Here is a 13441-nt window from a genome sequence, read left to right on the forward strand (position 1 = left end):
CGGATGACCGGCCGCTCTTGACGGCGGGGGGGCGAACGCGGAAACGATGGGGGCGTGTCCACCGTCACCACCATCCGGTTCCGCCCCTTGCGTCCCGCCGCCCTCTTCCCTCTCTTCCGTCCGCTCGCCAGCCTGCCCGGCCTGGGGCCGAAACTTGCCAAGCTGGCGGAAAAGCTGACCGGCCCCCACGCCGTCGATCTGCTGTGGCATCTGCCCTGCGGCATCATCGACCGCCGCTTCCAGCCCAAGATCGCCCAGGCCCCCCATGGCCGCGTCGCCACCTTGACCGTGCGGGTGGACCAGCACGTGCCGCCGCTGGGGCCGCGCTACCCCTACAAGGTGCGCTGCACCGACGAAACCGGGGTGCTGGAGCTGATCTATTTCCACGCCCGCGCCGACTGGCTGGAACGGCTGCTGCCGCTGGGGCGGACCATGGTGGTGTCGGGCACGGTGGAGTGGTTCCAGGAAACGCTCCAGATGAACCACCCCGACGCCGTGCTGCCCGAGGATCAGCGCGACACGCTGGAGGTGGTGGAGCCGGTCTATCCCATGACCGCCGGCCTGCCGGCCAAGACCCTGCGCCGGGCGGTGAAGGCGGCACTCGACCTGATCCCCGATCTGCCCGAATGGCAGGACGGCCCGTGGCTGGCCCGCCAGTCCTGGCCCGGCTGGGCCGACGCGCTGCGCCGCGCCCACAACCCCGACACCGAATCGGAGCTGGACCCCCTGAGCCCGGCCCGGCGGCGGCTGGCCTATGACGAGCTTCTCGCCAATCAGGTGGCCCTGGCCCTGGTGCGCCGGCAGCAGCGCAAACTGGCCGGGCGGATGCTGGCCGGCGACGGGCGGCTGCGGGCCAAGGCGCTGGCGGCACTGCCCTTCCGCCTGACCGGATCGCAGGAAGGTGCGCTGGCCGAGATCTTCGCCGACATGGGGGCCGACCGGCGCATGCTGCGGCTGCTGCAGGGTGACGTCGGCAGCGGCAAGACGGTGGTGGCGCTGATGGCGTTGCTGAACGCGGTGGAGACGGGGGCTCAGGGCGCGCTGATGGCCCCCACCGAGATCCTGGCCCGTCAGCACGCCGAAACCCTGGCCCCGCTGCTGGACGCCGCCGGGGTCGGCTGGGCGGTGCTGACCGGCCGCGACAAGGGCAAGGCGCGGGCGGCGGTGCTGGAACGGCTGGCGTCGGGGGACATCGGCGTTCTGATCGGTACCCACGCCCTGTTTCAGGAGGATGTGGGGTTCCACGATCTGGGGGTGGCGGTGATCGACGAACAGCACCGGTTCGGCGTTCACCAGCGCCTCCAGCTTTCCGCCAAGGGGCGGGCGGTGGACGTGCTGGTGATGACCGCCACGCCGATTCCCCGCACCCTGACCCTGACCGCGTACGGCGACATGGACGTGTCGCGGCTGACCGAGAAGCCGGCGGGGCGCAAGCCGATCCAGACCGTCACCGTGGCGCTCGACCGGCTGGAGGAGGTGGTGGCCGGCATCCGCCGCAAGGTGGCGGAGGGCGCGCGGGCCTATTGGGTCTGTCCGCTGGTGGAGGAATCGGAACAGGTGGACCTGGCCGCCGCCACCGAACGCCACGCCTTCCTGCGCGCCGGCTTCGGCGACCGGGTGGGGCTGGTCCACGGCAAGATGAAGGCGGCGGACAAGGATGCGGTGATGGCCGCCTTCGCCGAGGGCCGGCTGGATGTGCTGGTCGCCACCACGGTGATCGAGGTGGGGGTGAATGTGCCCGAGGCCACGGTGATGGTGATCGAGCATGCCGAACGCTTCGGGCTGGCGCAGTTGCACCAGTTGCGCGGGCGGGTGGGGCGCGGGGCGGCGGCGTCCACCTGCCTGCTGCTGTTCGACCCGCACCTGACGGAAACCGCCCGCCAGAGGCTGAAAACCATCCGCGAGACCGAGGACGGTTTCCTGATCGCCGAGGAAGATCTGCGCCTGCGCGGCGCGGGGGAGGTGCTGGGCACCCGTCAGTCGGGCCTGCCCAGCTTCCGTCTGGCGGATCTGGAGGTCCACGGCGACCTGCTGCCGGTGGCCCGCGACGACGCCCAGCTGATCGTCAACAAAGACCCCGAGCTTTCCGGGCCGCGGGGGCAGGCGGTGCGCACGCTGCTCTATCTGTTCGAGCGCGACGCGGCGGCCCGGACGTTGCGGTCGGGGTAAGTTACGCCGCCAGCCGGCTGCGCCCGACGCGCCCGGTCTGGAGGAAGGTGGCGAAGGGGTGGTCTTCTTCCACGATGTGACGGACGAAGCCGTTCATCGCCTGGATGTGGAAGCTGCCGCCCTGCCACGGCCACCAGCCGCTGGCGGCGCGTCCGCGCCACTTCTCCAGCGTCTCCCGCTGCTCCTGATGGCGGCGGCGGTGGCGTTCGGCGAAGAGATAGCCGCTGTCGGCCATCGCCTGCTCTTCCTCCGCCATGTGGGCCGCCAGATGCTGGGCCAGCAGGTCCAGGGTTTCACGGAACACCGCCTGGTCGCCGCGGGCCGCCGGATCGGCCAGCCGGTTCAGAAGATCGAGCTGTTCCCGGTGGGCCGCGTCCATCGCGTCGATGCCGGAAGACAGGAAATCCTGCCAGGGGAAATAGGCCATGTGACACTCCCTCACGAACCGGCCCGGATGGGCCGCCTTCCAGCGCCGGCCCGGACCTGAGTCTCTGGGGTCACTTCCCAAAGTCGTATGACCATTGTGGGGCTGGAGGTTGGAGAAACCGTTAAGATCTCTTACCGGCTGATACGCATCGACATCGGAGAACCCGTCGCCATGACCGCTGCCATCACCCTCATCATCGGCAACAAAGCCTATTCGTCCTGGTCGCTGCGCCCGTGGCTGGCGTTGAAGCAGGCAGGGCAAGTGTTTGAAGAAACACTGATTCCCCTGCGCCAGCCCGACACGCGGGCGCGCATCGGGGCGGTGTCGCCATCGGGAACGGTGCCCGTCCTGATCGACCGCGGCGTGGGCGGCGAGCCGGTGGTGGTGTGGGATTCACTCGCGGTGTGCGAGTATGTCGCAGAGCGTTTCCCCGAGGCCCGCCTCTGGCCGGACGATATACGCGCCCGCGCCGCCGCCCGGTCGGTGGCGGCGGAGATGCACGCCGGGTTCGTGCCCCTGCGCACCCACATGTCGATGAATCTGAAGGAACGCCTGCCCGGCACTGGCCGCACGCCGGAGGTGGAGGCGAACATCGGCCGCATCGTCACCCTGTGGACCGACGCCCGCACCCGCTTCGGCCAGGGCGGCGATTTCCTGTTCGGGCGGTTCAGCATCGCCGACGCCATGTTCGCGCCGGTGGTCACCCGGTTCGAAACCTATGGCGTCGATCTGCCGCCGGTGGCGCGTGCCTATGCCGACGCGGTGCTGGCCCTGCCGGCCATGCAGGAATGGACCGCGGCGGCGCTGGCGGAGCCCTGGACGCTGTGAACGAGCGGGGCGGCATCCCCGGCCCCGCTTGGAGGTTGGCACCCCCAAACGGGTTCGGGCGGTAGCCCGATTGCCTCCCGGGCTTACAACTCCTCCGGCACCATGTCGATGGCCCCGCACGGGCATTCGGCGGCGCACAGGCCGCAGCCCTTGCAGAAGTCGTCATTGATGCGGAAGCGGTTGCCGGGGCCGAGCTTCACCACCGCGTTGTCGGGGCAGACCCCGAAGCAATTGTCGCATTCGAAGCAGTTGCCGCAGGACAGGCAGCGGCGGGCCTCGAACAGCGCGGTGTTTTCGTCCAGGCCGCCCTTCACCTCGTCAAAGGTGCTTTGCCGGCGCAGCAGGTCCAGCGTCGGCTGCACCGAGGCCGGGGCATCGGTGTAGTACCACGGGTTCAGCCGTTCGGCGCTGGCCAGGGCGTGGCGGGGGGCCGGCTCATACACAGCACCGCGCAGGTAAGCGTCGATGTGGCGGGCGGCCTTCTTGCCGTGGCCCACCGCCACCGTCACCGTGCGGTCGGACGGCACCATGTCGCCGCCGCAGAACAGGCCGGGGTATCCCGTCATCAGATCGGGGCCGACCGCCACCGTGTGATCCTTGTTCAGCGTCACGCCGGGGATCGTGGTGAGCACGGACGTGTCCACCTCCTGTCCCAGGGCCAGGATCAGCGTGTCGGCGCCGATCACCTCCGTCTCGCCGGTGGGCTGGGGCCAGCCGTCGGCGTCGAGATCCATCTTCTCCACCACCATGTCGCCGTCGTCCAGCCGCTTGATGGTGCGCAGCCAGTGCATGACCACGCCCTCTTCCAGCGCCTCTTCCACCTCGAAATCATGGGCGGGCATCATCTCGCGGGTGCGGCGGTAGACGATCAGCGCCTCTTCCGCCCCCAGCCTTTTCGCGGTGCGGGCCACGTCGATGGCGGTGTTGCCGCCGCCGTAGACCACCACCCGCCGGCCCAGCTTTGGCGGCTCCGCCCCGCTTTCCATGGCGCGCAGCAGGGAGACGGCATCGAGAATCCGTCCGGCGGCCACGGCGGGAATGTCCACCTTGCGCGCCAGATGGGCGCCGATGGCGGCGAAACAGGCGTCATAGCCGCCTTCGGCCATCGCCGCCGGGATGTCGCCGATGGCGGTGTTCAGCCGGATGTCCACGCCGAGATCCGCAATGCGCGCCACCTCCGCATCCAGCACGTCGCGGGGCAGGCGGTAGGCGGGGATGCCGAAACGCATCATTCCGCCCGGCTTCGGCCCGGCGTCCACCAGCGTCACCCCGTGGCCCATCCGTGCCAGATGGTACGCCGCCGACAGGCCGGACGGGCCGGCGCCGATCACCAGCACCCTCTTGCCTGTGGGCGGGGCCGTGGGCGCCACCCGCCACCCCTCCTTGATGGCGAGGTCGCCGAGGAAGCGTTCCACCGCGTGAATGCTGACCGCGGAGTCCAGCGTGCCGCGGTTGCACGCCCCCTCGCAGGTGTGATAGCAGGCGCGGCCCATGACGGCGGGCAGGGGGTTGTCGGTCATCAGCACCTCCCACGCGGCGCGGTAGTCGCCGGATTCCGCGTGGTAGAGCCAGCCCTGGATGTTCTCCCCCGCCGGGCACTGGGCGTTGCAGGGAGGGAGATGGTCGCCGTAGACCGGCCTGACCGTCCGCCACGAGCCGGTGCGGTTGGCCAGCGACGTGCCGGCGTCCAGCGTGATGGCGAAGGGGTGATGGTGGCTCATGGTCATTTCCCCTCTTCAGCGGCGCGCAGCAGGTTGAAACGGCGGCAGTTCTCGTCGGCCTGGGCCTGGAGCCGGGCCAGCGCCGCGGCCCCGTGGGGATTGTCGGGCTTGAACAGGTGGGCGAAGCGCTTCTGCGGCTTCAGGTAGTCGGTCACCGGCACCTTCCGCCGGATGGGGCGGGAGGCTGTGACCATCCCGTGCTCCGCCTCGAACAGGGGGAACAGGCCGCTTTCGATGGCCAGCCGGGCCAGCCGGATGGTGTCGTGGCTGGCCGACCCCCAGCCCAGCGGACAGGGCACCATGATGTGGATATAGCGCGCCCCGCGGATGCCCATGGCCCGCGTCACCTTGGCCTCCAGATCGTGGAGATCGGCGACGGAGGCGGTGGCGACATAGGGAATGTTGTGGGCCATGGCGATCAGCGGCACGTTCTTGCCCGTGCCGAACACGTTGCCCGGCGCGTCCCCCACCGCGGGCGTGGTGGCGGTGCGCGCACCCCCCGGCGTGGCGGAGGACCGCTGCACGCCGGTGTTCATGTACGCCTCGTTGTCGTAACAGATGTAGAGCACGTCGTCGTTGCGCTCGAACATGCCCGACAGGCAGCCGAAACCGATGTCGGTGGTGCCGCCGTCGCCCCCTTGCGCCACCACACGCACGTGATCGCGGCCCTTCACCCGCTGGGCGGCGGCCACCCCGGCGGCCACCGCCGCGGCGTTGCCGAACAGCGAATGCATCCACGCCACCTGCCACGAGGTCTCGGGATACGGCGTGGTGAACACCTCCAGGCAGCCGGTGGCGTTGACGCAGATCAGATTGCCCTCGGCGGCCTTCAGCGCGGCGTCGATGGCATAGCGCGCCCCCAGCGCCTCGCCGCAGCCCTGACAGGCGCGGTGGCCGCAGGTGATGGCGTTGGCCCGTTCCTCCGACGCCTGCACCGTGCGCTGGCCGGGGTCGAGCAGGCGGTTGCCCACGGTCAGGGTGCCGGTCTGATAGAACTTCACGGTCTGGTTGGTCATCTGATTCATGGCCGTCTCCCCCCGTCACAGCGTGGTCTGGGCCGTGGCGGCCACCCGCCGCAGCACGTTTTCGGCGATCGGGCCGGAGCGGCGCTCGGCGGCCATGCGGGCGATTTCCGCCTCCACGATGTCCTCGCGCAGGTCGAGGAAATGGACGTCGTAGTGGGGTTCCGCCTCCACCCGGTCCATGAAGGCGTTCAGCGACGGCTTCAGGATCGGCCGCCCGCCCAGGCCGGCGATCAGGGTGTAGACCTTGGTCGGATGCCCGCGCAGCGCCATGCGGATGTGGGAGGCCAGGATGCCGCCCATGCCCACGGCCAGCGCCTTTTCCAACACCACCACCCGCCGCGCGCCCATCAGCGCGTGCCGCACCTCGTCCAGCGGGAAGGGGCGGAAGGCGCCGATGGAGATCACGCCGATGCGGTCCCCGGCGTCGCGCCGGTCGTCCACCATGTCCTTCAGCGTGCCGACCACCGATCCCATGGCGACCACGATGGTGTCGGCATCGTCGCAGCGGTAGCAGCGGATCAGCCCGCCGGAGTCACGCCCGAACCGCTCCTTGAACGCGGCAGCGATTTCGGGGATGCGGTCCAGCGCCTGCATCTGCTTGTGGTGGGACAGATAGCGCACCTCCATGAAGGCGTCCGGCCCGACCATGGCGCCCATGGACACCGGGTTGGCCGGGTCCAGCACCTGCACCGGGTCGAAGGGCGGCAGGAAGGCATCGACCTGCGCTTGGTCGGGGATGTCCACCCGCTCCACCGCGTGGGTCAGGATGAAGCCGTCCACATTGACCATCACCGGGCACGACAGCTCCTCGGCCAGCTTGAACGCCTGGATGTGCAGGTCCACCGCCTCCTGGTTGGTCTCGGCGAACAGCATGATCCAGCCGGCGTCGCGCACCGACATGGCGTCGGAATGGTCGTTCCAGATGTTGATGGGGGCACCGATGGCCCGGTTGCCCAGCGTCATCACGATGGGCAGGCCGAGGCCGGAGGCGTTGTACACCGCCTCCATCATGAACAGCAGGCCCTGGCTGGCGGTGGCGGTGTAGGTGCGGGCCCCCGCCGCCGACGATCCGATGGCCACCGACAGGGCGGCGAATTCGGATTCCACGTTGATGAACTCGCAACCCCTCAGATGGCCGTCGCGCACCATCTCGCTCAACCCCTCCACGATGTGGGTCTGGGGGGTGATGGGATAGGCGCAGATGACCTCCGGCCGGCAAAGGGCGATGGCCTCGGCCATGGCGTGGCTGCCCTCGATCTGCTTCAGCATGGCGTGTCCTCTGACAAGAGGGGGAATCAGGTGCGGCAGTGCTCGTAGGCGGCCCAGGCGGCGCGGACGTTCGCTTCCCCCACCGCGCCGGGGAAGGTGCGGCGGATGGCCTCGGCCACCGAGTCCATGTGGATCTGCCCGGTCACGGCGGCGAAACCGCCCAGCAGGGCGGCGTTGGGCAGGGGGCGGCCCACATGGGCGCGCGCGATGTCCGACGCCGGCACCGTGTGGGCGTGGCCGGGCGCGAAGCGGGCCATGGTGGCGGCGATGTGCAGCGCCTCGTAATCGGCGGTGGTGTTGATCAGCACATAACCGGTGTCGGGCAGCCCCTGGAACACGTCCATGGAATGGAACAGGGTGGGGTCTTGCACGATCAGCGCATCGGGAACCAGGATCGGTTCGCGGGTGCGGATTTCCTTGTCGTCGATGCGGCAGAAGGACACCACCGGCGCGCCGGTGCGTTCCGACCCGAAGCTGGGAAACGCCTGGGCATGGCGTCCCTCCAGAAAGGCGGCGACGGAAAGCATTTCGGCTGCGGTGACCACCCCCTGGCCGCCCCGTCCGTGAAAACGGATCTGGAACATGCGGACAGCTCCTCCCGGAAGCGTGGCTTATGTTTTTTCCACAGTCTGCCAGGGGTTATCGGGCGGCTCATTGATCCAGCGCAAAGAGGCCGTCGGGGGACGGCCCGTGGCGATACCGGTCAGGGGCGGGGATCGTCGTTCAGCCGGCTTTCACCCGCCGGATCGCGCAGGATCATGGGCGTCAGCCCCCGTGTCAGTGGCGGCTGGGGGTGTGGCTGGGGTGCGGCGGAGGGAGCGGGGCCCGCAGCGGTTCCGCCGGGCGCACCGGTTCCACCGCTGGACATGGTACCCCCGATGGCGCCGATATAGGGGCCGACCACCGTTCCCGTCGAAACGCCGACGGCCGGCCGTTCAACGCGGGGAAGCGGCATGCTCTGTCCCGCCGCCACATCCCCCCCGCGGGCGAGACCACCGGCAGCAACCAGCACAGCGCCGCCCACGGCCGCGGTGATGCGAAGTGCGTTTCTCATCCGGTTCCTTTCCACGCGCCGCATCATCCGGGCCGGCGCGTGGGGGGATAATGGGATGTGCAACCGTTGGGCGTCAACCACCGCCTCTGTTTTCATTGCGTAACATGACGAGAAAGATCAAGGAGACGGGAACAGGGTAAAATATTTGGGGACGAATGATCGCGTATGTGATCGTTTGCCGCAGGAAATGACCCAAACCATCCATGGATTTGTTTGAGGCGGTCACCCTGCATACCTAGATATTATTGCCGGTCGCCACCGATGCCCTGCCATGATGGGAGGGTATGGAGATGCAGGCCGTCATTGTCCATTGAAAACAAGGACTTTTCCTATCATCGGCACCTTGTGCGCGACCCTGGCAGGGGGGCGGCCCGGTGCCGCTGGCCCGGCGCCGGCAACTGAGGATGTCGGACGCGGGGGAGCGGCGGACGCCGGGACAAAGGTTTTTTTGCCGGCGGCTCCGGCGCGGAAGGGCGCATGTCCCGCACGGGGGCTGGCTCTGACACGCCAGCCCCCGTTGACGCTCTTATGCCTTGGGCGCGACGCTGGCCGCGGTCTGGCCGAACAGCACCGCCCGGCTTTCCGGGGTGGTGGGCGGGCTGACCTGATAGGCGGCGGCCTGTTCGTAGGCCCGCACCGTGGCCGGACGCGCGGCGATGGCGGTGAACCAACGCTTCAGGTCGGGGAAATCGTCCAGGTTCTGGCCCTGGCGCTCATAGGGCACGATCCAGGGATAGGCCGCCATGTCGGCGATGGTGTAATCGTCCCCGGCGATGAAGGCGCGTCCGGCCAGCCGCTTGTTCAGCACGCCGTACAGCCGGTTGGTTTCCTTCACATAGCGGTCGATGGCATAGGGCAGCTTTTCCGGGGCGTAGATGGCGAAATGGTGGTTCTGCCCGGCCATGGGCCCCAGCCCGCCCACCTGCCAGAACAGCCATTCCAGCGCCGTTTTGCGACCGCGCGGATCGGCGGGCAGGAAACGCCCGGTCTTTTCCGCCAGATACAGCAGGATGGCACCGGATTCGAACACCGAAATGGGCTCCCCCCCATCCGCCGGGGCGTGGTCCACGATGGCCGGCATGCGGTTGTTGGGGGAAATGGCCAGGAACTCCGGCTTGAACTGGTCGCCCTTGCCGATGTTCACCGGCAGGATCCGGTACTCCAGGCCCGCTTCCTCCAGAAACAGGGTGATCTTATGGCCGTTCGGGGTTGGCCAGTAATGAAGATCGATCACGGCGTGAAACCCTTTCTTATATCTATCATAACGATAGGTTAATCCAACCGGGGCGCGGTTTCCAAGGAGATGGTGGCGTTGTCGGCCGTCTCCCACTCTTTGCGTGCGGCGCGGGCGCAGACCAGATCCACCAATCCCGGATGGCGGCCCAAGGCCGGCAGCAGCGGCGGCGCCCCATTTCCCCCCGCTGCCAGTTCGCGCGGCAGATCCCGTTCCTCATGGTTGCCGCCGGACAGGAAGAAGGGAAACGCCACCGCCGGCCCACCGCCCGTTACCGCCGGCCACGACCGGATGAACGGTTCCTCTTCCAGAAACAGCGCTTCGGTGCGGCGGAAGCTGTGGCGGTCCTGCAGTGCGCCGGCCAGGGCGCGGGTGGCGTTGCGCGAATCCGGCCGGCGGGAGCTGCCGTGGCCCAGCACCAGGACCGTGGCAGCGGAAACCGCGATCCCGGCGTGGGCGAGGTCATCCAGAATGACACCGCCGGCCAGCCGCGGGACCGCCGGGTCCAGCCCCAGCGGCCCGGTCAGGTGGAACTGGTGGCACCCGGCGCTGGCCGCAGCGGCTTCGGACAGCCGGCGGGGCAGGGTGATCCGCATCACGCCCCCGTCGCTGGCCAGCAGTGGCACCACCACCACTGGGCCGGGAGGCAGGGTGGCCAGCGCGTCCGCCGGGGTGGGGGATTGCAGGTGGAACCCCGCCGCCACCGCGGCGAACCCGCCGCCGCCGGGCCGGGCGCGGACCGCCGCCGCCAGCGCATCGGCCACCGCACCCCCGCGCCCGTCGGACGTGCCGTGGGCGAACAGCAGCAGAGAGGGACGGGGATAGTCCATGTTGTCTTTCTCATAAAAGGGTTGAGGAGACGGAGGGATGGGGTTCCTGTCGGACGCGGTGTGGAGTATCGTTGCCCTGCGGCAGCCCCGTGCCGCGGGACGAACAAGGATATGGAGCGATGCTGAGGCTTTCCGAACTCGAAGCGCAGGTGTACGCCAACGGTCAGTTGGATGCGGAGGACTTCGCCAAGCTCGCCGCCAACGGTGTGAAGACCATCGTCAACAACCGCCCCGACGGTGAAGACCCCGACCAGCTTCCCGCTGCCGAAGCCGAGCGCCTGTCGGGCGAACTGGGCATGGCCTATTACTTCATCCCCGTGGGCCGCGAGGGCGTGACCCCCCAGGCGGCGGAAGCCTTTGCCAAGGTGCTGGCCGAAGCGCAGAAGCCCATCATCGCCTATTGCCGGTCGGGCATGCGTTCATCGACCCTCTACGCACACGCCCGCGCCCGCGGCGAATGAGCCTTCGGCACTGGGAATGGCGGCATCATGAGCGCCGGCATGCCAAAAGCCCCGCGGCACGGGATGCCGCGGGGCTTTTGATGTCCCGCTTCTGATTCCGGTCCGAATGGAGCGGATCAGACGGTGATGTTCAGATTTTGCCCCCGCGTGGCGGTGACATTGCCGCCCGAGGAGGAACCGCCGGTGCCACCGGTTACCACCGGACCAGCCGATGCTCCCACCAGGGCGGCCACGCCCGCCTCTTGCTGCGCGTTGGACTGAAGGGCCTTCATGCCGAAGTCCGCCTGCCCCTGCGCCTGCCGCAGGGCCATGACGGAGCCGGCGGTGGAGGAGGTGACGTCCATAGCCATTGCAACAACACTCCCGAAATCAAACGCCCGGCATGCATGCCGGAAATCATGGAAACGACCGGATCACCGCGGGTGTCAGATGGTCAGGTTGAGACCCGGCGACGCACCGCCGTGAACCGCGCCCCCGGCCGGAGCCTGCACCTTGAACGCAGCGGTGGGGACCGCCGCCGGCAAGGAACCGTTGACCGCCGCCAGACGAAGGGACGCCGAATGGGTGCCGCTGCCGGACGAGCGCGCCGCTCCGGCATCGCCGGTATACCCCGGCGATCCGGTCTGGCCACCCACGGCCCCGGCTGTACCGGCGGACCCGTCGGCCTGATTGCCGGACGGCGTGGCGCCCACCACCGTGTCGTACCGGGGGGTGGCGGCCGCCTTTTCCTTCTGCTGGGCGTCGATGTACTGCTTCAGCGCGACTTCCGACGGGATCTGGTCGATGGCCTGACCCGTGGTGGGATCACGGAAAAGAATGATCAGACGCGACGCTTCGCTGTTGAAACTGACCCCGATCCGGGGGTAACGGTTGACCAGCGGGTCATCCTTGCCCCCTTCCCCGACGTCGGGTGCGCTGGCACCGATGGGGGACGGTGTTTCGACCGCGGCCGGGGTGATGGGAACCGCTCCGCCGGGTGCGGCGGTAGCGGGTGAGGCAGAGGCCATAGTCCCGGTGCCGGCCCCTTCATCGGCGGGTGAACCGCCGGAGCGGGCCGTCATGACCGCGGACGCGCTTGGCGCCGCCCATGTGGCGATGGCCACGTTCATGACTGACACTCTACCTGATAATTCGGATAATGTTAGAGTATCCCGCTTGAGCGGCGGCGTAAAGAGTTTGTTGACAATAAGAAACGCTTCACTTGCACACACTGTGTCCGCATATGGTCCAAACCGGGAAAGGCCGAGATGTACAAGCGGGTCTGGGATCGAGTCGTGTACCGGGACTCCCGGTTTTTCTGCGCTTTTCCCTCGGTGGCCCGGATGGCGGACGGCGGCTTGGCCGTCGCTTTCCGTCGGGCGCGGGATCACCGGTGGATGAGCGCGAAGACACTGGCGCCGGGGGATCCCGGCTTCGACTCGGTCGATCATCTGGACACCCGCTCGCACCTGTGTCTGGTGCGCCTGACCGCCGATCTGCACCCGGCGGGGGATCCGTCGGTGCTGCCCGGCGACCCGGAGGCGGCGGACCAGGACGCCAACCTGACGGCGCTGGCCGACGGGCGGCTGATGATGGCCGGCTTCACCTGGTACCCCGTGCCGGCGGGCCGGGGGGAGGAGCTGCGGGCGCTGGGGCTGGCGCTGGTGGGCAGTGCCGAGCACACCGGCTGCCTGTTCGCCTTCTGGGGCGGCTACACCCGCTTCAGCCGCGACGGGCGCCATTGGACGCCGCACCGCTACCTGCCGGTGGTGCCGGGACAGGTGGACATCGTGCCGGGCCTGCGGCCCTATCACGGCGGGCCGGTGCGCGGGCGGGCGGTGCAGGGGACGGACGGCACGCTCTATCAGGCGGCCTATATGGTCCGGGCCTGCGACGGGCGCAGCGCCGCCCTGCTCCACGTCTCCGGCGACGGGGGTGAAACGTGGGCGTTCCGCAGCGTCATCGCGGTGGACGGGGACGGGCCGGGCGGCTTCGTCGAGCCGTCGCTGCAATGGCTGCCGGACGGGCGGCTGATGGCGTTCCTGCGCACGGTGGGGATGGATGACCGCATCGCCACCGCAGTGTCGGGCGACGGCGGCCATACGTGGGAACCGTGGATTCTTCATGAGGTGCAGGGGCACCCCACCGACGCCGTGCCGCTGGGCGACGGGCGGCTGTTCGTGGTCTCGGGCTGGCGGCACAAACCCTATGGCGTGCGCGCACGGGTGTGGAACCCTGCGGCGGGCGGGCTGGAGACGGCGGACGAGGTGGTGGTCCGCGACGATTCCCCCTCCCCCGATACCGGCTATCCGTGGGCGGAGGTGCTGCCCGATGGGCGAATCCTGGTGGTCTATTACCTGTGCGGAACCGATGGCGTGCGCCATGTGGCGATGACGCTGTTGGAACCTTGCGGGACGGTGGGGGACCGGGGTTAACATGGAACC

Annotated in this window: 14 protein-coding genes; 4 read left to right on the top strand and 10 right to left on the bottom strand. The window is 68.9% G+C overall.

Annotation, left to right across the window (positions count from 1 at the left end; all coding sequences use genetic code 11):
- The first annotated feature begins 87 nt into the window (after window positions 1-87).
- Complete coding sequence (recG, locus tag M2352_RS15585; RefSeq protein WP_264666345.1) at window positions 88-2169, top strand: ATP-dependent DNA helicase RecG; 2082 nt, start codon at window positions 88-90, stop codon at window positions 2167-2169.
- 1 nt (window position 2170) lies between these two features.
- On the opposite strand, the gene M2352_RS15590 is transcribed toward recG, so the two are convergent.
- Window positions 2171-2596, bottom strand: a complete 426-nt coding sequence (locus M2352_RS15590) for a bacteriohemerythrin (RefSeq protein WP_264665490.1) — start codon at window positions 2594-2596, stop codon at window positions 2171-2173.
- A 171-nt stretch (window positions 2597-2767) separates the two neighbouring features.
- Between M2352_RS15590 and M2352_RS15595 the strand changes: the two genes are divergently transcribed.
- Window positions 2768-3424: a glutathione S-transferase family protein gene (locus M2352_RS15595; RefSeq protein WP_264665491.1), complete on the top strand. Its 657-nt coding sequence runs from the start codon at window positions 2768-2770 to the stop codon at window positions 3422-3424.
- A gap of 83 nt (window positions 3425-3507) precedes the next feature.
- Here the strand turns inward: M2352_RS15595 and M2352_RS15600 are convergent, their stop codons facing one another.
- The 7 genes from M2352_RS15600 to M2352_RS15630 form a co-directional block, all read right to left on the bottom strand.
- Window positions 3508-5145 (bottom strand): NAD(P)-binding protein, encoded by a 1638-nt coding sequence (locus M2352_RS15600; protein WP_264665492.1) that lies wholly within the window; start codon window positions 5143-5145, stop codon window positions 3508-3510.
- A 2-nt stretch (window positions 5146-5147) separates the two neighbouring features.
- On the bottom strand, window positions 5148-6170 hold the full coding sequence (locus tag M2352_RS15605) for a thiamine pyrophosphate-dependent enzyme (protein ID WP_264665493.1): 1023 nt from the start codon (window positions 6168-6170) through the stop codon (window positions 5148-5150).
- Window positions 6171-6185: 15 nt separating this feature from the next.
- The gene (locus tag M2352_RS15610) at window positions 6186-7439 is read right to left on the bottom strand and encodes a hypothetical protein (RefSeq protein WP_264665494.1); all 1254 of its coding nucleotides are present in this window, start codon (window positions 7437-7439) and stop codon (window positions 6186-6188) included.
- Between the two features lie 26 nt (window positions 7440-7465).
- Entirely contained in the window at window positions 7466-8023 is a 558-nt protein-coding gene (locus tag M2352_RS15615; protein ID WP_264665495.1) for a 2-oxoacid:acceptor oxidoreductase family protein, read from the bottom strand.
- A 119-nt stretch (window positions 8024-8142) separates the two neighbouring features.
- On the bottom strand, window positions 8143-8493 hold the full coding sequence (locus tag M2352_RS15620) for a hypothetical protein (RefSeq protein WP_264665496.1): 351 nt from the start codon (window positions 8491-8493) through the stop codon (window positions 8143-8145).
- 526 nt (window positions 8494-9019) lie between these two features.
- Window positions 9020-9727 carry a glutathione binding-like protein gene (locus M2352_RS15625; RefSeq protein WP_264665497.1) on the bottom strand — a complete coding sequence of 236 codons (708 nt, stop codon included), beginning with the start codon at window positions 9725-9727 and terminating at the stop codon, window positions 9020-9022.
- Between the two features lie 38 nt (window positions 9728-9765).
- Window positions 9766-10557, bottom strand: coding sequence for a CbiX/SirB N-terminal domain-containing protein (locus M2352_RS15630; protein ID WP_264665498.1), 792 nt, complete (start codon window positions 10555-10557; stop codon window positions 9766-9768).
- Between the two features lie 119 nt (window positions 10558-10676).
- Between M2352_RS15630 and M2352_RS15635 the strand changes: the two genes are divergently transcribed.
- Window positions 10677-11018 carry a TIGR01244 family sulfur transferase gene (locus M2352_RS15635; protein ID WP_264665499.1) on the top strand — a complete coding sequence of 114 codons (342 nt, stop codon included), beginning with the start codon at window positions 10677-10679 and terminating at the stop codon, window positions 11016-11018.
- Window positions 11019-11134: 116 nt separating this feature from the next.
- On the opposite strand, the gene M2352_RS15640 is transcribed toward M2352_RS15635, so the two are convergent.
- Together M2352_RS15640 and M2352_RS15645 are read right to left on the bottom strand one after the other, a co-directional pair.
- Window positions 11135-11368, bottom strand: a complete 234-nt coding sequence (locus tag M2352_RS15640; RefSeq protein WP_264665500.1) for a hypothetical protein — start codon at window positions 11366-11368, stop codon at window positions 11135-11137.
- 75 nt (window positions 11369-11443) lie between these two features.
- On the bottom strand, window positions 11444-12127 hold the full coding sequence (locus M2352_RS15645; RefSeq protein WP_264665501.1) for a hypothetical protein: 684 nt from the start codon (window positions 12125-12127) through the stop codon (window positions 11444-11446).
- A 267-nt stretch (window positions 12128-12394) separates the two neighbouring features.
- Here M2352_RS15645 and M2352_RS15650 point away from each other — a divergent pair, with 267 nt between their 5' ends.
- Window positions 12395-13432 carry a sialidase family protein gene (locus M2352_RS15650; protein WP_264665502.1) on the top strand — a complete coding sequence of 346 codons (1038 nt, stop codon included), beginning with the start codon at window positions 12395-12397 and terminating at the stop codon, window positions 13430-13432.
- Window positions 13433-13441: the final 9 nt, after the last annotated feature.

It is taken from the genome of Azospirillum fermentarium (assembly GCF_025961205.1).
GTDB classification, from domain to species: domain Bacteria; phylum Pseudomonadota; class Alphaproteobacteria; order Azospirillales; family Azospirillaceae; genus Azospirillum; species Azospirillum fermentarium.